General features: G+C 68.7%; 19 protein-coding genes. 4 read left to right on the plus strand and 15 right to left on the minus strand.

Annotated features, from left to right (window positions below; all coding sequences use genetic code 11):
• Positions 1-10: 10 nt before the first annotated feature.
• The 4 genes from ACI7BZ_RS17645 to argC all read right to left on the minus strand — a co-directional run bounded on the left by ACI7BZ_RS17645 (position 11) and on the right by argC (position 4153).
• Complete coding sequence (locus ACI7BZ_RS17645; RefSeq protein WP_414118452.1) at positions 11-517, minus strand: hypothetical protein; 507 nt, start codon at positions 515-517, stop codon at positions 11-13.
• Entirely contained in the window at positions 510-1421 is a 912-nt protein-coding gene (locus ACI7BZ_RS17650) for a ParA family protein (protein WP_414118453.1), read from the minus strand. The genes ACI7BZ_RS17645 and ACI7BZ_RS17650 overlap by 8 nt, the downstream gene beginning before the upstream one ends.
• 57 nt (positions 1422-1478) lie before the next feature.
• Entirely contained in the window at positions 1479-2870 is a 1392-nt protein-coding gene (locus ACI7BZ_RS17655) for a GntP family permease (RefSeq protein WP_414118454.1), read from the minus strand.
• A 230-nt stretch (positions 2871-3100) separates the two neighbouring features.
• Complete coding sequence (gene argC / locus ACI7BZ_RS17660) at positions 3101-4153, minus strand: N-acetyl-gamma-glutamyl-phosphate reductase (protein WP_414118455.1); 1053 nt, start codon at positions 4151-4153, stop codon at positions 3101-3103.
• 269 nt (positions 4154-4422) lie between these two features.
• Here argC and parE point away from each other — a divergent pair, with 269 nt between their 5' ends.
• Both parE and ACI7BZ_RS17670 read left to right on the plus strand, forming a co-directional pair.
• On the plus strand, positions 4423-6459 hold the full coding sequence (gene parE / locus ACI7BZ_RS17665) for a DNA topoisomerase IV subunit B (protein ID WP_414118456.1): 2037 nt from the start codon (positions 4423-4425) through the stop codon (positions 6457-6459).
• 75 nt (positions 6460-6534) lie between these two features.
• Positions 6535-6882, plus strand: a complete 348-nt coding sequence (locus ACI7BZ_RS17670) for a hypothetical protein (RefSeq protein WP_414118457.1) — start codon at positions 6535-6537, stop codon at positions 6880-6882.
• Positions 6883-7050: 168 nt separating this feature from the next.
• On the opposite strand, the gene ACI7BZ_RS17675 is transcribed toward ACI7BZ_RS17670, so the two are convergent.
• Positions 7051-8193 (minus strand): MFS transporter, encoded by a 1143-nt coding sequence (locus ACI7BZ_RS17675; RefSeq protein ID WP_414118458.1) that lies wholly within the window; start codon positions 8191-8193, stop codon positions 7051-7053.
• Positions 8194-8534: 341 nt separating this feature from the next.
• Here ACI7BZ_RS17675 and ACI7BZ_RS17680 point away from each other — a divergent pair, with 341 nt between their 5' ends.
• Positions 8535-10130 carry a DEAD/DEAH box helicase gene (locus tag ACI7BZ_RS17680; RefSeq protein ID WP_414118459.1) on the plus strand — a complete coding sequence of 532 codons (1596 nt, stop codon included), beginning with the start codon at positions 8535-8537 and terminating at the stop codon, positions 10128-10130.
• Positions 10131-10316: 186 nt separating this feature from the next.
• On the opposite strand, the gene ACI7BZ_RS17685 is transcribed toward ACI7BZ_RS17680, so the two are convergent.
• The 7 genes from ACI7BZ_RS17685 to crcB all read right to left on the minus strand — a co-directional run bounded on the left by ACI7BZ_RS17685 (position 10317) and on the right by crcB (position 15695).
• Positions 10317-10715 carry a TfoX/Sxy family protein gene (locus tag ACI7BZ_RS17685; protein ID WP_414118460.1) on the minus strand — a complete coding sequence of 133 codons (399 nt, stop codon included), beginning with the start codon at positions 10713-10715 and terminating at the stop codon, positions 10317-10319.
• Positions 10716-10781: 66 nt separating this feature from the next.
• A complete protein-coding gene (locus tag ACI7BZ_RS17690; protein WP_414118461.1) occupies positions 10782-11561 on the minus strand; it encodes an ATP12 family chaperone protein in 780 nt (259 codons plus the stop codon).
• A gap of 15 nt (positions 11562-11576) precedes the next feature.
• Positions 11577-12284, minus strand: a complete 708-nt coding sequence (locus ACI7BZ_RS17695; protein ID WP_414118462.1) for an HAD-IA family hydrolase — start codon at positions 12282-12284, stop codon at positions 11577-11579.
• Positions 12281-13018, minus strand: coding sequence for a zinc ribbon domain-containing protein (locus tag ACI7BZ_RS17700; RefSeq protein WP_414118463.1), 738 nt, complete (start codon positions 13016-13018; stop codon positions 12281-12283). Before ACI7BZ_RS17700 ends, ACI7BZ_RS17695 begins: the two co-directional genes overlap by 4 nt.
• Before the next feature lie 442 nt (positions 13019-13460).
• Positions 13461-14150, minus strand: a complete 690-nt coding sequence (locus ACI7BZ_RS17705; protein WP_414118464.1) for a hypothetical protein — start codon at positions 14148-14150, stop codon at positions 13461-13463.
• Positions 14147-15229 (minus strand): RluA family pseudouridine synthase, encoded by a 1083-nt coding sequence (locus tag ACI7BZ_RS17710; RefSeq protein WP_414118465.1) that lies wholly within the window; start codon positions 15227-15229, stop codon positions 14147-14149. Before ACI7BZ_RS17710 ends, ACI7BZ_RS17705 begins: the two co-directional genes overlap by 4 nt.
• Before the next feature lie 67 nt (positions 15230-15296).
• Positions 15297-15695 carry a fluoride efflux transporter CrcB gene (gene crcB, locus ACI7BZ_RS17715; protein WP_414118466.1) on the minus strand — a complete coding sequence of 133 codons (399 nt, stop codon included), beginning with the start codon at positions 15693-15695 and terminating at the stop codon, positions 15297-15299.
• 206 nt (positions 15696-15901) lie between these two features.
• On the opposite strand from crcB, the gene ACI7BZ_RS17720 reads away from it, so the two are divergent.
• The gene (locus ACI7BZ_RS17720) at positions 15902-16153 is read left to right on the plus strand and encodes a PepSY domain-containing protein (protein WP_414118467.1); all 252 of its coding nucleotides are present in this window, start codon (positions 15902-15904) and stop codon (positions 16151-16153) included.
• A gap of 37 nt (positions 16154-16190) precedes the next feature.
• Here ACI7BZ_RS17720 and ACI7BZ_RS17725 read toward each other — a convergent pair whose 3' ends face one another.
• From ACI7BZ_RS17725 to rplQ, 3 genes are all read right to left on the minus strand, one after another.
• On the minus strand, positions 16191-17501 hold the full coding sequence (locus tag ACI7BZ_RS17725; RefSeq protein ID WP_414118468.1) for a replication-associated recombination protein A: 1311 nt from the start codon (positions 17499-17501) through the stop codon (positions 16191-16193).
• 7 nt (positions 17502-17508) lie between these two features.
• Positions 17509-18909, minus strand: a complete 1401-nt coding sequence (locus ACI7BZ_RS17730) for a Do family serine endopeptidase (RefSeq protein WP_414119206.1) — start codon at positions 18907-18909, stop codon at positions 17509-17511.
• Positions 18910-19191: 282 nt separating this feature from the next.
• Complete coding sequence (rplQ, locus tag ACI7BZ_RS17735; RefSeq protein WP_414118469.1) at positions 19192-19611, minus strand: 50S ribosomal protein L17; 420 nt, start codon at positions 19609-19611, stop codon at positions 19192-19194.
• Position 19612 lies beyond the last annotated feature (1 nt).

Genomic DNA, 19612 nt, shown 5'->3' on the forward strand with positions numbered 1-19612 from the left:
ATGCTCCGCCTCACCGCTCCTCGGAAACCCGCAGGGCCCTGCGCCCCGTGGCCCGACGCTTGGGAGCGGCCGGCTCCTCAACTTTGACAGGCGTCTCAGCGTCGATCGAAGATTGCCCGAGCGGCGGGGCGGCATTGCGGGGCGTGGCTTTCCTTGTTCCTGCACGCCGTGGCGCCTTCTCGGGTGCCGGGCTTGGGATCCTGCTGCCATCGGCGAGGGCGAGAAGCGCTTTAATGCGCTCTGCCGCATCGGCGATGGCGGAGGCATGCGGATCTACGCGCGCCATTAGCGCTTTAAGCTTGGGCGGCTGCACGCCATCGAGCGCCTCGGAAAAGGCAGAGGGACCAAGGAGCGCCCGGATCCGCTTAACCTGATCGAGCCCGGTTCCCGCCGCCGCCAGCTGTACGCGTACGATCTCGTTTACCGCCTTACGGGCGACCGGAACGGCGGCGGCAAAAAGTCCGGCCTCGCCCCCGATTGCCTTGAGAAGCTGAAAGAAGTCGGTCTCCTCAGCCATACAGCCGTCTCCGTGTTTCACTGACGAGACCGCGCACCAGACCCACAGCCTCCCGTGTCCACTTCAGCTCGAAGCTGGGCACGGGAGAGGCGTTCTCAGGGTCGGTAGCGCGCTCGACGGCAGCGCGATTCTCGATCTCCATATCGAATATATCGTAAAGAGCATTATGGGCCGCTGCCTCGTCGCGCAATGTCTTGAGCATGCGCCTGTGCTGCACCTTGCCAGCATTCACGCGCGTTGGCAGAACCACCGGATTGCGTTTCGGCTTCGGCAACGAGGAGCGCGTCATTTGCTTGTTCTCCCAAAGGGAGACGCAGAAAGCATCTAGGCCGATAGTGGACAAGTAATCAGGGATCGTCGGCACGATAACAAGGTCCGCGAGGCGAATGGCAACCTCCGTGAATGCAGAAATTCCCGGCGCACAATCCAGGATTATAATGTCATATCGAGTCTTGAGAATTTCTAGAGCTTCACTCAATACCTTAAGTGACTGCCCCTCAAGCGCTCTTATTCCGTATTTTTGTTCACTGAAACGAATCATAATTTCACGCTCAAGCAATCTAAGGCGAGGGTGCGCCGCAAGCAGGTCAATGCGCAATCTTTCCCCTGCCTTTGTTACGTGGGAAACCCCTGATGTAATGTAATCGACCACATTATTTTTATCGCCATAAATCAAGCGATCCGCCAAAAACGCTGAAAAAGTGTGTCTCCGGCTAAAAATTGCCTCGAGCTCTTCATCCATAGCAAAACAATAGGAAGCGTTGGTCTGCGCATCCAGATCGACAACAAGCACCCGTTCGCCATCTTCGGCGAACCCTTCCGCCAGCATGACCACCGTGGTTGTCTTGCCCACGCCGCCCTTCATATTGGCAACGGCGATCACTCGCCCCGAAGCGTCCGCCATCTCGAACCCCGCCCTGCCCCATCGCGGCCGGCAGCTTAGCCGCCGCGCAAACCCTGCTCAATACAACCCGGTCAGATAATAGAAGGCGATCACCGCGAACACCGCCGCCGTCTTGATGAGGGTGATGGCGAAGATGTCGCCATAGGCCTGGCGGTGGGTCAGGCCGGTCACCGCCAGAAGGGTGATGACCGCGCCGTTGTGGGGCAGCGTGTCCATGCCGCCGGAGGCCATGGAGGCCACGCGGTGCATCACCTCCAGCGGAATGCCCGCGGCCTCGGCATTGGCGATGAACTGGCTGGCCATGGCCCCGAGCGCAATGGACAGGCCCCCCGAGGCCGATCCGGTGATGCCGGCCAGCGTCGTCACCGTGATCGCCTCGTTCACCAGCGGGTTGGGAATGGCGCTCAGGGCGTTCTTGATGGCGAGGAAGCCGGGCAGCGCCGCAATCACCGCGCCGAAGCCATATTCGGACGCAGTGTTGAGCCCCGCCAGCAGGGCGCCGGAAACCGCATCCTTCGAGCCGCCGGCGAACTTGCCGGCAATGGCCGTGTAGCCGAACGCCAGCACCGTGAAGATGCCCAGCAGCAGCGCCGCCTGCACCGCCCAGATGGCCCCCCACACATTGGTGGCCACCGCAACCTCGTGCTGCCCCGGCACCAGGGTGGCCGTCGCGGTCGGGCCGAACCAGCCGGGAAGGAGCTGGGCGAACACCAAATTGGCGGCGCCCACCACCACCAGCGGCAGCAGGGCGACGAAGGGCGAGACCATGGGGGTGGCGTGGTCGATCACCACTTCGTTGGCGTGGCCCTCGCCATAGCCTTCCCCCGCCTTCAGCGCCTGCCGGCGCCGGAAATCGAGATAGGAGAGGCCGGTGGCAAGAATGAAGGCGGTGCCCACCAGGCCGAGGATGGGCGCGGCATAAGCGGTGGTGTGGAAGAAGGTGGTGGGGATGATGTTCTGGATCTGCGGCGTGCCCGGCAGCGTGTCCATGGTGAAGGAGAAGGCGCCCAGCGCCACCACCGCCGGCAGCAGGCGCTTGGGGATGCCCACCTGGCGGAACATCTCCGAACCGAACGGATAGATGGCGAACACCACCACGAACAGGGAGACGCCCCCATAGGTGAGCACCGCCCCCACCAGCACGATGGAGAGGATGGCGCGCCCCGGCCCCAGGAGCTTGACGATGGAAGCGACGATGGAGCGGGAAAAACCCGACAGCTCGATGAGCTTTCCGAACACCGCCCCGAACAGGAACACGGGGAAATAGAGCTTGATGAAGCCCACCATCTTTTCCATGAACAGCCCGGAAAAGACCACCGGCACCGCGGCGGGATCGGTGAGCAGCACGGCGCCGATGGCGGCCACCGGCGCGAACAGGATGACGCTGAAGCCGCGATACGCCACGAACATCAGGAAGAAGAGCGCGGCAAGGCAGACGATGAAGCTCATCGGCGTTGGTTCCTGGCAAGGTGGGACACGAAGATCGGGATGTTCTGGCCCGACCACCCAGGCGAACGAATCGGAGCCAGCCGGCTCCGGTCATTGGCCCTGCGTTTCGGCGGCCTTCGTGAAATAAAATGGCGTGCGGAAGGTGCCGCGCTGCCTGCCTGCGGCGAAGCGGCGATGGCAGCCGCGCCCCTTGACCCTGCCCGGATCCCGCAAGCGCGGCCGCCTTCGTTTCACGGCATGAGCGCGATCTGCTCCAGCCCCTGGGTTTCCGGGAAGCCCAGCACCAGGTTCATGTTCTGCACCGCCTGGCCGGAGGCACCCTTCACCAGGTTGTCGATGGTGGAGATGACGATGGCCCGCCCGGCCACGCGATCCGCCACCACGCCGATGAACACCATGTTGGAGCCGCGCACATGGCGCGACTGCGGCACCTGGCCGAACGGCAGCACGTGCACGAAGGCTTCGCCCTTGTAGAAATCGGCCAGGATGCGGTGCAGGTCCTCGGCCGTGGCGCCGGTGGTGCGCACATAGATGGTGGCATAGATGCCGCGGTTCATGGGCGTGAGCACCGGCACGAACATGGGCGTCACCGGCCGGCCGGCGGCCTTGGAATATTCCTGGTCCAGCTCGCCCATGTGGCGGTGGGAGCCCACGGCATAAGCGTGGATGCCCTCCGACACCTCCGAGAACAGCATGGCTTCCTTGGCCGAGCGGCCGGCGCCGGACATGCCGGTCTTGGAATCCACCACGATGCTTTCCGGCTCGATGGCGCCGGCTTCCAGCAGCGGCACGATGGGCAGGATCGCGGTGGTGGTGTGGCAGCCGGGATTGGCCACCAGCCGCGCCTTGCGGATGTCGTCGCGATAGATCTCCACCAGCCCGAACACCGCTTCCTGCTGCAGCTCCAGCGCGGCGTGGGGGTGGCCGTACCACTGCTCGTAGGCGCCGGGGTCCTTCAGGCGGAAGTCGGCGGAAAGGTCCACCACCTTCACTTCCGGGGCGGCCTCGAACACTTTCTTGATCACCTGCTGGGTGGTGGCGTGCGGCAGGGCGCAGAAGACCAGGTCCACCGCGGTGAAATCCACCTCGTCGATGGTCACCAGCTTCGGCAGCGGGAACGGGGCGAACTGGGGAAACACCTCCGCCATGGTCAGCCCCGCCTTGCGGTCGGCGGTCAGCGCCACGATCTCCACCCCGGGATGGCGCAGCAGCAGGCGCACCAGCTCGGACCCGGTGTAGCCGGACGCCCCGAGGACTGCGATCTTCGCCTTTGCATCCGCCATGTTGGTCTCCCGGGAGGTCACCCGCGCGCAGGAACTGGCCGCGGACCCGCGCTTGCGGGGCGACGGTCCTTACACCCATCGCATATCAGGGAAAAGACAGGGAAATGCGCGCAGGGCGCAGGGCCGGTGCGCCGCGCCTGCGCCGGGGTCGGCGCACCTTTTTGTTTCCGTTCCGTTCCCTTCACCCCCCGGCTCTGCCAGTATGGGAAAATGCGGTGAAGAGCTTGGCGCGATTCGCTCCGGGCCGTTCCATCTGCTAACGAGCCCCCATGTCCGACACCGACGATCTCTTCGGCTCCGCCTCCCGTCCCCGCGCCGCCCAGAAGGCTCCCGCCAAGGCGAAGGCGCCGGTTGTTCCCGCCATGGCCAGCGACTACACCGCCGCCCATATCGAGGTGCTGGAAGGGCTGGAGCCGGTGCGCCGCCGGCCGGGCATGTATATTGGCGGCACCGACGCCAAGGCACTGCACCACCTGTTCGCCGAGGTGATCGACAATTCCATGGACGAGGCGGTGGCCGGCCACGCCAGCTTCATCGAGGTGCAGATGGGGGCCGACGGCTATCTCACCGTCTCGGACAACGGCCGCGGCATTCCGGTGGAGGACCACCCGAAGTTTCCCGGCAAGTCGGCGCTGGAGGTCATCATGACCACGCTCCACGCCGGCGGGAAATTCGACAGCAAGGTCTACGAGACCTCCGGCGGCCTGCACGGCGTCGGCGTCTCGGTGGTGAACGCGCTGTCCGACGATTTGGAGGTGGAGGTGGCGCGCAACCAGATCCTCTATCGCCAGTCCTTTTCCAGGGGCGTGCCCCAGGGGCCGGTGAAGGAGGTGGGGCGCATCACCAACCGGCGCGGCACCCGCGTGCGCTTCCATCCCGACCCGGAGATCTTCGGCCCCACCGCCCGCTTCGAGCCCGCCCGCGTGTTCCGCATGGCGCGCTCCAAGGCCTATCTGTTCGGCGGGGTGGAAATCCGCTGGTCGTGCGACGCGGAGCTGGTGAAGGGCACCGACCTTCCCGAGAAGACGGTGTTCCGCTTCCCCGGCGGCCTCAAGGACTATCTGGCGGCGGACCTCGAAGGCAACACGCTGGTGCACCCGGACATCTTCGCCGGACGCATCAACAAGCCCGGCGGCCACGGGTCGGTGGAATGGGCGGTGGCCTGGGTGGCCGATGCGGACGGTGCCATCTCCTCTTACTGCAACACCATTCCCACCGCCGATGGCGGCACCCACGAGAACGGCCTGCGCGCGGTGCTGCTGAAGGGCCTGAAGGACCATGCGGAGCGCTCCGGCCAGGGCAAGCGCGGCGCCCTCATTACCGGCGACGACGTGATCACCGGCTGCGCCGCCATGCTCTCGGTGTTCGTGCGCGAGCCGGAATTCCAGGGCCAGACCAAGGACCGCCTCGCCACCGCCGAGGCCGCCCGCATCGTCGAGCAGGGCCTGCGCGATCCGTTCGACCACTGGCTGGCCGCCAATCCGGTGGCCGCGAGCCGGCTGCTGGAACATGTGATCGACCGGGCCGAGGAGCGCCTGCGCCGCAAGCAGGAGAAGGAGGTCTCCCGCAAGACCGCCGTGCGCAAGCTGCGCCTGCCGGGCAAGCTCGCCGACTGCTCCAACACCGAGGCGGCCGGTTCCGAGATCTTCATCGTCGAGGGCGATTCGGCCGGCGGCTCGGCCAAGCAGGCGCGCGACCGCAAGACCCAGGCGGTGCTGCCCCTGCGCGGCAAGATCCTCAACGTGGCCAGCGCCACCCGCGACAAGCTGGCGGCGAACCAGCAGCTCGCCGACCTCGGCCAGGCGCTGGGCTGCGGCACGCTTTCCCACTATCGCGACGCGGACCTCAGGTACGAGAAGGTCATCATCATGACCGACGCGGACGTGGACGGGGCGCACATCGCCTCCCTCCTCGTCACCTATTTCTATCGCCAGATGCCCAAGCTGATCGAGGACGGCCACCTGTTCCTCGCCGTGCCGCCGCTCTACCGCATCACGCAGGGGGCCAAGACCCTCTATGCGCGGGACGACGCCCACAAGGACCAGTTGCTGAAGAAGGAATTCAACGGCAAGGGCAAGGTGGAGGTGGGCCGCTTCAAGGGCCTGGGCGAGATGATGCCGGCCCAGTTGAAGGAAACCACCATGGACCCGCGCACCCGCACCCTGCAGCGCGTCTCCATCGAGGATGCCGAGCGCGCCGCCACGGCCGACCTGGTGGAGCGCCTGATGGGCAACAAGCCGGAGGCCCGCTTCGCCTTCATCTCCGAGCGCGCCGCCTTCGCCGACGAGGAACTGCTCGACATCTGAGTGCGGGCGCGGGGGCGCCGTGCTGTACTCCAACGATTTCGTGCCGCCGTGCGGTACCTGAGGGGGGAGAGAGTGATGGGGGATGAGACGAGGGTGACACAGGCGGGGCGCGGAGTGCGGATCGCGCTGGCGGCCGGCCTCGGCCTTGCGACGCTGCTGCCGGGGGGCGCGCGGGCGCAGTCGTTCGGCAATGACGAGCAATCCTGCGTCTATTACGGCTACTGGGCGGTCTCCGTCATCTATCTGGCGGCGAGCCAGGGCTGCGACTGGAAGCGCGCCAACGAATGGGTGGACCCCATGCGCCACGCCAAATGGTGCATGGGCCAATCGGCACAATCCATGTCCAGGGCGCCGCAGGTCCACCGCAACGGCGTCACCGCTCGCTGCGCCAAGCAGGGCGCATCGGTGAAGATCAACATCTGAGCGCCGCGACGCCCGACCGCAGCGGCCTGCGCCCTCTATACTGAAGAAAGAGAACGCGTGGTCCGATCAGATTGCGATGCAAGCTGATCGGCGCGTGCTTTAGTGGATCAAGGAGTTGTGGCTCGACCTAGTCGCGACAGATGGGTTCCATCTGTCGCGGTCGAACCACTAGCGGCGCGGCGCCAGCCGTCCGGCGGGGTAGGCGAGCGCGACGAGGCCGATGCCGGCGATGACGAATACCGGCGCGGCGCCCAGCGCGCCGGCCACCTGCGCCAGCACCAGCGCGCCCATGGCCTGCCCGACGAAGAAGGACGAGGCGAACAGGGCCACCGCGGAGCCCCGCGCTTCCGGCGTCAGCTCGGTGGCGAGAATCTGCAGCACATTGTGGATCATGTAGAAGGCGAAGCCCGACAGGGCGAACAGGGCCGACGCCAGCACCAGGTTCCGGCTGGCAGCCGCCGCCACGAACAAAAGCCCCACCGCCGTCGCCCCCAGGCGCACCATGCCGCCGAGCCCCAGCCGGCGCACCAGCAGGCTCACCGCAAACGTATAAAGCGCGCCGCCGATGGCGAAGGCGCCCAGCATCACGCCGGCTTCCACCGCATCGCCCAGCCGGTGCTCCACCATGAGCGGCGCCACCAGCGGGAAAATGCCGAAGGTGAGGGCGCCTTCCGCCGCCACCACCGCATAGACCTTGGCGGACAGGGGGTTTTTCAGCACCAGTGCATAGCGCGCCAGGGAGGCGCGGAAGGACAGGGGCTGCGGCGGCTCCTCCTCCCGCACGCCGAAGACGGCGGCGAGCCCCGCCACCGCCGCGACGGCAAAGGCGCACCAGAACACCTGCCGCCAGCCGGCATATTCGGCCACCGCCCCCGCCGCCGCCGAGCCGATGAGCTGGCCGAGGACCAGCGCCAGCAACACCCGGCTCAGGGCCACCGGCCGCCGGTCGAAGGGCACGCGGTCGCCCACCATGGCCAGCACCACCGGGATGATGCCGCCGGCAAAGGCACCGGAGAAGATGCGCGCGGCAAGCAGCGTCTCATGGCTCGGCGCCAGGGCCGAAATGGCCAGGCCGCCCGCCAGCATGGCAAGGTTCAGCCGCACCAGCCGCACCTTGCCCACCGCATCGCCGATGGGCCCGAACACCAGTTGCATGGCCGCATAGGGCAGCGTGAAGGCGCTGGCCAGCAGCGCCACCTGCTGCAGCGTCACCTGCAGGTCGGCCGCGAGAATGTTCAGCATGGGATCGACGACGCGCATGGAGAACGCGCTCGCGAAGGCCGCGAGGCCAAGAACGAAGAGAAACGGCATGGGGACCCGGCGCCGACCTTGATGCCCCATCCCTGTGGCGTCGTGACCGATGGGTCAACCCGACATGCGGGCATGGGTGCAGTGCGAATGCATGCCCCCAGCGCATGGCCGCTGCCTGCGAAGCGGGCATTTCCGGGACCCGGCCAGGCTGGCGGACGCCAATCGCGGGCACGGCTACAAGACCATCCGGGAAAACATTGACACGGCGCACAATTTTCTTATGGTGCTATGCGTCGTCCGAGATATGTCGAATCCAAGCGCGCCGACCGACGACCACTCGTCTGAGCCCGTACGGCACGGGACGTTCGATCAGCGGCGCGCCGCCGCATCCAAAAGATGCAATGTCATTTTCCGAACTCGGCCTGAGCGAGAAGGTCCTCGCGGCCGTCGCCGATACGGGCTACACGCAGCCCACCCCCATTCAGGCCCAGGCCATTCCCCATGTGCTGGCGCGCCGGGACGTGCTCGGCATTGCCCAGACGGGGACCGGCAAGACCGCGGCCTTCACCCTCCCCATGCTGACGCTCCTGGAACAGGGTCGCGCCCGGGCACGCATGCCCCGCACCCTCATTCTGGAGCCGACGCGCGAGCTTGCCGCGCAGGTGGAGGAAAACTTCGCCCGCTACGGCAAGAATCACAAGCTGAACCTGGCGCTGCTCATCGGCGGCGTCTCCTTCGGCGACCAGGACTCCAAGCTCCTGCGCGGCGTTGACGTGCTCATCGCCACCCCCGGCCGCCTGCTCGATCATGTGGAGCGCGGGCGTCTGCTCCTGTCCGGCATCGAGGTGCTCGTCATCGACGAGGCGGACCGCATGCTGGATATGGGATTCATCCCGGACATCGAGCGCATCTGCAAGCTCGTGCCCTTCACCCGGCAGACCCTGTTCTTCTCGGCCACCATGCCGCCGGAGATCCAGCGGCTCGTCTCGCAATTCCTCTCCAGCCCCGTGCAGGTGGAGGTCTCCAAGCCGGCGTCCACCGCCACCACGGTCACGCAGTTCCTCGTCGCCTCCGGCCGCGAGGACTACGAGAAGCGCGAGGTGCTGCGGGAGCTGATCCGCAATTGCGACGGACTGCAGAACGGCATCATCTTCTGCAATCGCAAGCGCGACGTGGCGGTGCTGCACCGTTCGCTGCAGAAGCACGGCTTCAATGCCGTCGCCCTCCACGGCGACATGGACCAGCATGCCCGCATCAAGGCCCTGGACCAGTTCCGGGCCGGCGAAGCCACCTTGCTGGTGGCGTCCGACGTGGCCGCCCGCGGCCTCGACATTCCGGCGGTGAGCCACGTCTTCAATTATGACGCGCCCCACCATGCCGAGGATTACGTCCACCGCATCGGCCGCACCGGCCGCGCCGGGCGTTCGGGCACCTCCTATACGCTGGTGACCCATACGGACCTGAAGTCGCTGGCGGCCATCGAGAAGCTCATCGGCAATCCGGTTCCCTGGCTGGGAACGCCGCTGGGCGACGCCCCGCCGGCCTCCGAACGCAAGGAACGGCGGGAAGACGGTCGCCTGCGCGGCAAGCGCCGGATGGAAAAGGACGGACGTGCCGAACGCGCTCCCCGGGGCGACCGCGAAGGCCGGCCCGAACGCGAGGCCCGCAGCGAGCGCGAGCCGCGGCCGGAGCGCGAGCCAAGGACCGAGCACCCCAGGACCGAACGGGCACCCCGGCCTGAGCGGGAAGCCCGCCCTGAACGCGAGCCGAGGGCGGAGCGCGAGCCCCGCCGCGAGCGTCCGGCCCGGGAGGCGGAGGTCCGCAGCGATGGGGAGGCCCACGCCCCCCGCGGCGAGCGCAGCCGTCGGCCCACCCGCGAGGAGGGCGCCGAGCCCCGGCCCCCCCGCCGCGAGCGCGCGCCCGCAAGCGAGCCGGCCGACATGTCGCACCTGCCCGCCTTCCTGCTGCGCCCCGTGCGCGTGAAGGCCACCAGCTGACGCGAAAGCCGGTCAGCGAACACCAAAAGCCCCCGCATCCCGCGGGGGCTTTTTTTTCGGCTCAGATCTGTCGGATTGGCAGGGATTCACTGCGCGGGTCGATCCAGCTCGGGCGCTCCGCGGCAACGTGGACAGCCGGCGCAGTGCCATCGCGCGCCGGGGGCCCTGCCTTCAGGGCAGGAAACCTCAGTCCTGCGCACCCCGGCGCCGTGGGCCGGTCCCGCTCTTGCCGGCCGCACCTTTGCCCGTGCCGCTTCGGGCCTTGGCGGCGGCAGCGGCCCGCGCGAGGGCGAGGGCGCGGCGCGACAGGGCGGCCAGATCCTCCGCATCGTCCAGCGCCGCCTCGGGCACCGACCAATAGCCGCGCATGGTGCGCACCCGGCCCTGTGCCACATAGCTGAACGGCACCGCGCCGCGGGCTGAAAGCGCACCGGCGAACGCCTCGTCCGCCTTCAGATAGATGATGCCGTCCACCTCGATGGCGAACATGAGCCCATCGGCAAACAGGCCGCGCCCGCCGAACATGCCGCGCACGGCCACCGCGCCGAAGGCGGAAAACAGATCGGCGATGGTATCGGCATCCATGCGGCGCCCTCCCCTTGCCCCGATCTTTCCCGCGGGGCGGGCTCTATCTTATTGAATAGAGCCGGATCAGCCCACCAGCGCCAGCAGCTGGGCGGCCGCATCCATCTCGGTGCGGCGGGCGGCGCGGCGGGCGGCGGCGATTTCGTCCTCGCCCCACTGCCGGCGGTTCCAGTCCTCGTCCACATGGGCGGCGGCCCACGCCTGGTCCACGCCCAGCGCCCCCTGCGCCACCGCCAGCGCCAGCAAAGCGGAGCCGGTGAGGGTGGTGATGGAATGTACCGCCGCCAGCGGCAGCGGCGCCAGCGGCACCAGCGCCCGCACCTGCGCCAGCGAAGCCTCGGGCTGCGTCACGTGGCGAACGCCCTGGGACAGGAAGAAGCGGGCGCCGTGGGAGGCGTGCAGCCAGTCGAGCACCGGGTCCCAGGCCTCGGCCTGCCACGCCACCAGCCCCTGCGGAGCCTCGGCGCGATAGAACAGCATGTCCGAGCCGGCGTAGCGCACCACCTCGTCGCGCACCACCTCCGCTTCCGGCCCGACCCGGTCGAGCGCCACATTCACCAGCCGCGTCAGGGGCATGGCGAAGGGGTTGATCTCCTCGCCCTGCGCCGCCCATTCGGCGGCCACCGCCTCGGCGAGGGGGCGGCTGGGCAGGGCCAGGAGGCTGCGCGCCGGGGTGCGCACCGGCCGGCCGTCCAACAGGATGGTGTAGCCCGCCGCCCCGTCCCCGACCCCGACCTCCTTGTAGAAGCGCTTGGGCAATGGGGTGCGCTGGGCGGCGCGCGCCCGCGCCACGGGATCGTCCGCGGCGGCGCCGGTTTCCTCCAGCCCCTCGATCAGGTCGCGCATGCCGTATCCCCCGCTTCAGCCCGCGCGCCGGCGCGCGAGCAGCTCGGCGATGGCGCCGGGCACATCCGCGAAGCTGGTGACGAGGCGGCCGGCCCCGGCCTCCAGCAGCGCGGCATCATCATGATAGCCCCAGCCCACCGCCAGCGCCGAGGCCCCGGCCTTGAGGGCCATGGAGATGTCATAGGTGGTATCGCCCACCACGACGGTTTCCTCCGGCCGCGCGCCGATCTCGGCCATGGCCTGGAGCACCATGGCCGGATGCGGCTTGGAGGGCGCATCGTCGGCGGTCTGGATGGTGGAGAACCAGCCTTCCATGCCGTGCGCCTTCAACACCCGGTCCACGCCGCGACGGGCCTTGCCGGTGACCATGCCCAGCACCATGTCGTCGCGCTGGCGCAGGGCGTCCAGCACCTCCCGCGCGCCGGGGAACATGGGCTCGGGCGGCTGTGCATCGCGCAGGCGCATGAAGGCGGCGCGATAGGTGTCCACCATCGCCTCCACCGGATAGGACCGGTCGCCTTGGGACAGCACCGCGAAGGCCTCGGGCAGGGACAGCCCCACCACCGAAAGCAGCCGCTCGCGATCGGGCAATTGCAGCGCGTGGACGGCATGGGCGTCGCGCATGGCGGCGACGATCATGTGCTGGCTGTCCACCAGCGTGCCGTCGCAATCGAACAGCACCAGCGTGAGGGCGGCAGCGGCGGGACCGGAGGGCGGCGTCATTTCTGCGTCATCTGCTGGGTGGCCACATCATAGACCCAGGTGATACCCGATGGATCGACGAACAGCACCTGCCGGAAGCCGCGCTGCTCACACTGCTTGGGGAAAGGCCCGGCAACGATCAGTTCCGCCGCGGTCTTCGCCGGGAAGTTGAACTTGATGGTGAGGGTGGTGGCATCCTCGCCCGAGGCGCTGACCGTGAGATCCAGCCCGTTCTGGGCGAAGCTCTCCTGCTTGCTCTTGGCGAAGGCGCGGCGGGCGCCGGCATCGGCCGCCGGGGCGGCGACGGGGCTGTTCACCGTCGGCAGCGGCAGCGCGGCCTCCTTCACCTCCGCCGGAGACGGGCCGGCGGCCGGCGTCTGGCGCGGCGGCAGGGTCTGGGGCGTGCCCGGGGGCAGGAGGGATTGCTGATCCTTGCCCGACAGGGCTCCGCCAGACACCGACACGGCTCCGCCAGACCCCGACACGGCTCCGCCCGGCATCCCCGCCGGCTGCGCCGGAGCAGCGGCCACCTGCGCCGCCGGCGCGGCCGGGGCCGCCGCCTGCTGCGGGGCCGGCGCCGACATGACCCACCATACAAGGCCGCCGGCCGCCAGCGCCACGCCGGTGCCGCCGAGCCCCACCAGGAACGGCAGGACGAAACTGGTGTGGAGCTTGCGGCCGCAGAAGGGGCAATGGGCCTCTTCCGGATAGACCTGCGCCCCGCAGCCGGGACAGAAGTCGGGCCTGGGGTTCATTCCAATTCCCTCCGCATACGCGCGCCGGCCGGCGGTCCAGCCGTGCCGCCTGCTTCACAAGGGGCACCGCCGCAGCAGCGCCTTGCACAATGGACGCCACCGCAGCGGCGCCTTGCGAATCGTCCGCAACTTTCCCGGCCCCACGCATGCACGAAGGCGGCGGCGGGTGCCAAGGTGCCATCACGCAATCGGGACGCCGGACCATGCGCCATCCCATCCGCGCGGGGCATCGCTGCGGGCGATCCGTGCGGGGCAGAACGGCGCCCGAATGCGCCCATAGCAAGGCGACAGGCCATCCCGGCCACCCTCTTCAGCGGGAACCGGCGGGGATTGGGCTGCGCCGGCCGGCGAATCCGGCGTGAGGCTTCAGAAAAGGTGAATGCGCCCCCACTGCACCAGCGCCGCACCCCCGCCGGCAGCGGCAGCGATTGGGCCGAAGCCGTCATGGGGACGGCGCATCGGGCCAGGGCGGCGGACCCGGCAGGGGTGTTTGTTGCCCGAAGCCAGCCGCCGCGCGATCCCACGACACCGCAACCCCCTGCCCGGCCATGGGGCTCGGCGCCACGCACCACACCTGCGGGTCGATGCCGGTCCGCGGCAGCAAGGTGATGGCGCGCCCCAGCCCCTCCCCGGCCGCCGTGGCTTCGTCCACCGCCTGCGCCGGCGTGCGGCACAGGGCTTCGTCCAGCGCCGGCCACACCCGGTCGGTCACCAGGTTCCAGCGCCCCGAGGCCCGCGAATAGAAGCGCACCCGTCCGCCGAAGGGCACCCCGGCCGTCAGGCCCCGCTCGCTGAGGCCCACCAGGGGAAAGCCCTCCGCGTCGAACCACACGGCAAGCTCGGTGACGAAGGCCGCCGCCGCGTCGTCGCCGGCCGCGTCGATCCGCAGGTAGAGATGCGCCTCGTCCAGCACCAGCGCCAGCCGCGCCTGCTCCCCATGGAGCCCGCCGGACGCGACGGGGCCGGCGGCTCCGGGCTCGATCCGGTAGGCGGGAAAGCCCGCGCCCTGTGCGATCTGCAGCTGGGTGTAATAGTCCAGCACGCCCTCCGGCGTCTGGGCTGCGGCGGGCGAGCGGCCCGCCGCCAGGGCAAGGAAAGACAGAAGGACACCGACGCGGACCAGGCGCGTCATTCCTCCGGCGCCTCCAGGATGGGGTCATACTGGCTGGCATCGAAGCCGAGCACGGCGAAGGATTGCGCCATGTGCGGCGGCAGCGGCGCGGAAACGTCGATCACGCCCTGCCCACGGGGATGGGGAATGACGAGGCGGCGGGCCAGAAGGTGCAGCCGGTTCTGCAATCCGCCCGGCAGCTCCCAATTCTCGATGTTGAAATATTTCGGGTCGCCGAGGATGGGGTGGCCGATATGGGCAAGATGGGCGCGCAGCTGGTGGGTGCGGCCGGTCACCGGCTTCAGCGAGAGCCAGCTCATCTTCTGCGCTGCCTGGTCCACCACCGCATAATAAGTGATGGCGTGGCTCGCCTCGTCCTCGCCATGGCGGGCGACGCGCATCTTCTCCTCGTCCTCGTCGCGGGCGAGATAGGTGGAGATGCGGCCCTGCCGGGGCTTGGGCACGCCGGGCACCACGGCCCAGTAGATCTTGCGCGCCTCGCGCGAGCGGAAGCTCTTGGCCAGCACCGAGGCGGCCAGGCGCGACTTGGCGATGAGCAGGCAGCCGGACGTGTCCTTATCGATGCGGTGGACGAGGCGCGGCTTCTGCCCGTCCTTGTCGCGCATGCTGTCCAGCAGGCCGTCGATATGGCGGTAGGTGCCCGAGCCGCCCTGCACCGCAAGGCCGAACGGCTTGTTGAGCACCATCACATCCCTGTCCTCGAACAGGATGAGGGATTTCAGGAAGGCGCGGTCGTCGCTCTCCTTGCGCGCGCCGGTGGCGGCCGCACGCGGCCGGGCCGCGGCTCCCGCCTCGCCCGCCGCCGCGCCGGCGGAGGCCTCGCGGGACCGGTCCTTCGGCCCCGCCGTCGGCGCGGGCGGCTCGGTGCCCGGCTCGGCGCCGAGGGGCGGGATGCGCACGCTCTGGCCCGGCTCGACCCGGGAGGAGGTCTTCACCCGCCCGCCGTCCACCCGCACCTGCCCGGTGCGCACCAGCTTCTGCAGGTGGCCGAACGACAAATCCGGAAAATGGACCTTGAACCAGCGGTCGAGGCGCATCCCCGCCTCGTCCTCGGCCACGGTCTTCATCGCGACGGCCATGCTCACCTTGTCCCTGATGGGCCTTCTTGCCCTGCTGCTGCAGCAATAGAGCAAGCGGCGCAGCCCGTCACGTCAGCGAACGCATCAGCATCATGCCCGCGAACACCCCGGCGAAGGCCAGCAGCACCGAGCCGACCACATAAGCGGCGGCAGGGCCATGGGCACCGCGCTCCATGAGGAAGAAGAAATCAAGGGAGAAGGTGGAAAAGGTGGTGTAGCCGCCCAGGACGCCCGTGGTGAGGAACAGCCGCATGGTCTGGTTCCAGAATTCGCCATCCTTGAACGCCAGGTAGCCGATGATCAGCCCCATGACGAAGCTGCCCGAGATGTTGATGAGGAAGGTGGCGAAGGGAAAGCCGGTGCCCAGAAGCCTCGGCACGGAAATATTGATGAGATGGCGCAGGACACCGCCGAGGCCGGCACCGACGAAGACGACAAAGGCGGGATGGAGCAGGAAGGAAGGCATGAGGGAGCCGGACCTTTTCACATCGGGCTGAAGGTGAGGAACCGAACCGGAAAATTCACCCGGCGAATGCAAAAGTCGAGGCCTCGCGATGGCCCGCCCACGTCAAACCTGCAATCTTGCCGTCATCAGAATGCGATTGAGTAAAATCGGTTGTCCATTCGAGGCTTCCCTCCCCGTCAATCTCCTCAAAAACGCCAGGTGATTCCATGAAGCGCCAACTGCTCGCAGCCGGTTTCGTCGTGTTCTGCGCGATCCCGGCCTTCGCCGACCGCCCGGTGACTGACGAGGAACAGGCGAAGCTCACCGCCCTGCTTGCCGCCCAGGGCTGCCAGGGCGGCCGGTACTATGTGGATGACGGCATCTTCGAGATCGACAACGCCACCTGTGCGGACAACCACAAGTACGATTTCAAATACTCCCCCGACTACAAGATGCTCGACAAGGACTTCGAGCGCTGACGGCAGGGCGCGCGGCGGTTCGCCCCCGCGCCGGCCTTCACCGGCCGGCGCGCTCGGCGCGCAGCCGCGCCCAGTATTCGAGCCGCTTGCGGATCTCGCGCTCGAAGCCCCGCTCCACCGGGTGGTAGAAGCTCTGCCGGCCGAGCGCCTCGGGGAAATAGTCCTGGCCGGAGAAGGCGTCCGGCTCGTCATGGTCGTAACGGTAGCCGGAGCCGTAGCCCTCGCCCTTCATCAGCTTGGTGGGGGCATTGAGGATGTGCTTGGGCGGCATCAGCGAACCACCCTCCTTCGCCGCCCGCTTCGCCGCGGAAAAGGCCTTGTAGACGGCATTGGACTTGGGGGCGGTGGCCACATAGACCACCGCCTGCGCCAGCGCCAGCTCGCCCTCCGGCGAGCCGAGGAAGTCGAAGGCCTCCTTTGCCGCATTGCAGACCACAAGGGCCTGCGGATCGGCATTGCCCACATCCTCCACCGCCATGCGCACAATGCGCCGGGCGAGGAACAGCGGGCTTTCCCCGGCATCCAGCATCCGCGCCAGATAATAGAGCGCCGCATCGGGGTCCGAGCCGCGCACCGCCTTGTGCAGGGCCGAGATGAGGTTGTAGTGGCCGTCCTCGCTCTTGTCGTAGATGGGGGCACGGCGCTGCACCACCTCCGCCAGGGCGGCCACGTCGAACAGCTCGCCCGGCCGTGCCGCGCGCCACACCTCTTCCGCGAGGGTGAGGGAGGCGCGGCCGTCGCCGTCCGCCATGTTCACCAGGGCGAGGCGCGCTTCCTCGGTCAGCGGCAGGGCCTTGCCCTCCACCGCTTCCGCCCGCTCCAGCAGCCGCGCGATGGCGTCGGCATCCAGCGAGCGGAACACCAGCACCCGGGCGCGCGAGAGCAGCGCCGCATTCAGCTCGAACGAGGGATTCTCGGTGGTGGCGCCCACCAGGGTGACGGTGCCGTCCTCCATCACCGGCAGGAAGCTGTCCTGCTGGGCGCGGTTGAAGCGGTGGATCTCGTCCACGAACAAGAGGGTCGCCGCGCCCATCTGGCGGCGGGCGCGGGCACCTTCGAACACCTTCTTCAGGTCGGCAACGCCGGAGAAGATGGCCGAGATCTGCTCGAAATGGAGGTCGGTGGCCGTGGCCAGCAGCCGCGCCACCGTGGTCTTGCCCGTGCCCGGCGGCCCCCACAGGATGAGGGAGCCGAGGGTGCGGGCCTCCAGCATGCGGGTGAGCACGCCGTCCGCACCCACCAGATGGTCCTGGCCCACCACCTCGGACAGGCGCGCCGGGCGCAGCCGGTCGGCCAGCGGCCGCGCCACCCCCGCCCCCAGCCCCGCCGCCTCGAACAGATCGGCCATGGTGTCCTCAGCCGCGCAGCAGAGCGGTGATATTGCGGCCACCGCGGGTGACCGTGACGCGCCAGGCACGCAGCGGCGTCGCCGTCATGCGTTCCAGGTCGCGGGTGCGGGCCACCTTCTCGTTGTTCACGTCCACGATCACGTCGCCCGGCCGCAGGCCCGAGGCGGCGGCGGGGGAATTGTCCTCGATGCCGTAGATGACGACGCCGCTGGCAAGCCCGTCCACCTTCAGCTCCTCGGCCACCGCCGGCGACAGATTGACGATGGTGGCCCCGGTGAAGGGCGAGCGGCCGCGCAGCACCAGCTGTTCCCGCGGCACCGTCTCCGGCGCGCTCTCCAGCACCACCACGAGGGTCTGCTCGCGGCCGCCGCGGCTCACCGCAAGGGCCGCCTTGCCGCCGATGGGACGGGTGGCGAAGCGGTAGTTGAGGGATTCCGGGTCGTCGATCCCCTGCCCTTCCACCGCCACGATGAGATCGCCCACCCTGAGCCCCGCCTTGGCCGCCGGGCTCTCCGCCACCACGCTCTGCACCAGCACCCCCGTGGGGCGCGGCAGGCCGAGGCTCTCGGCAATCTCTGGGGTGACGCGCTGAAGCCGCGCGCCGAGCCACGGCCGCCGCACCGCGGTGCTGCCGCCCCTGGCCTGCTCGATGACCACCCGGGCCATGTTCACCGGAATGGCGAAGCCGATGCCGTGGGAACCGCCGGAGCGCGAATAGATGGCGGAATTGATGCCGACGAGCCGGCCCGCCATGTCCACCAGCGCACCGCCGGAATTGCCCGGATTGATGGCGGCGTCGGTCTGGATGAAGAACTGGTAGTCTGAGACACCCACCTGGGTGCGGGCCAAGGCGGAGACGATGCCCTGCGTCACCGTCTGCCCCACGCCGAACGGGTCGCCGATGGCCAGCACCAGGTCGCCCACGGCCAGCTCGTCGGAATTGCCCAGCTCCAGGGAGGCGAAGGCTTCCTTCGCCCCGGTGCGGATGCGCAGCACGGCAAGGTCGGTGCGCTGGTCGCGCAAAAGCACCTGCGCTTCATATTCGCGCTTGTCGTTGAGGGCGATGCGGATTTCGTCCGCCCCCTCGATCACATGGAAATTGGTGACGACGAGCCCGGAGGGATCGACGATCACGCCCGAGCCCAGCGACCGCTGCACCCGCTCGGGCGCGCCCAGGCCCGGCCCGCCGGGACCGCCCGGCGCGCCGAAGAAGCGGCGGAAGAAGGGGTCTTCGAAGATGGGGTTGGTGCGCTGGCGGGCGGTCTTCAGGGCGTAGACATTCACCACCGCCGCCGCCGTGCGCGCCACCACCGGCGCGAACGAGAGGGTGACCTCCGCCTGCGAGGCCGGCACCCGCGGCCGGGGGGCCGGCTGCGCCGCACCGATGGCCGGGACGGCGAGGAGCATAGCGGCGGCCAGCGCCGCGATCAGCGAAAGACGTTTGACCATTCCCGCACCCTTGAAGCCCTGCGCGCCCCGAGACCGACCGGCGCCAGGGAGAACACCCGGCGGCCTGAAGCCGGGTCCAGCCGGCGCGGCCCGGCCCCCGCCACATATCACCGCAGCGGCGGCCGGAACATTCCCCCCGGAACCGTGCGGGCCGAATCCCCGCCCCGACCTGCAGCTGAACGCAAAAAAGGGCGGCCCGAGGACCGCCCCTTTTGAAATCCCTTCAGCGGGGCGGCCTGCTCAGGCCGCCTCAGCCGCGGCCGCCGCAGTACGGGCATGATCGGCGGCGCCCTTGGCGTCCACGTCGCGGTCCACGAACTCGATCACGGCCACGGCGGTGTTGTCGCCATAGCGGAAGCCGGCCTTCATGATGCGCGTGTATCCGCCCGGACGCTCCTTGTAGCGGGGGGCGAGCACGTCGAAGAGCTTCTTGACCACAGCATGGTCCTTCAGCTCCGCAATGGCCTGGCGGCGGGCGTGGAGATCGCCGCGACGAGCAAGGGTGACCAGCTTTTCCACCACCGGGCGAAGGTCCTTCGCCTTGGGCAGGGTGGTCACGATCTGCTCATGGGTGATGAGGGCGCCCGCAAGATTGGAGAACATCGCCTTGCGATGCTCCCAGGTGCGGTTGAACTTGCGATGTACCTTGCCGTGACGCATG

Origin of the sequence: Xanthobacter sp. AM11 (genome assembly GCF_047444035.1) — a bacterium.
Taxonomy (GTDB): domain Bacteria; phylum Pseudomonadota; class Alphaproteobacteria; order Rhizobiales; family Xanthobacteraceae; genus Xanthobacter.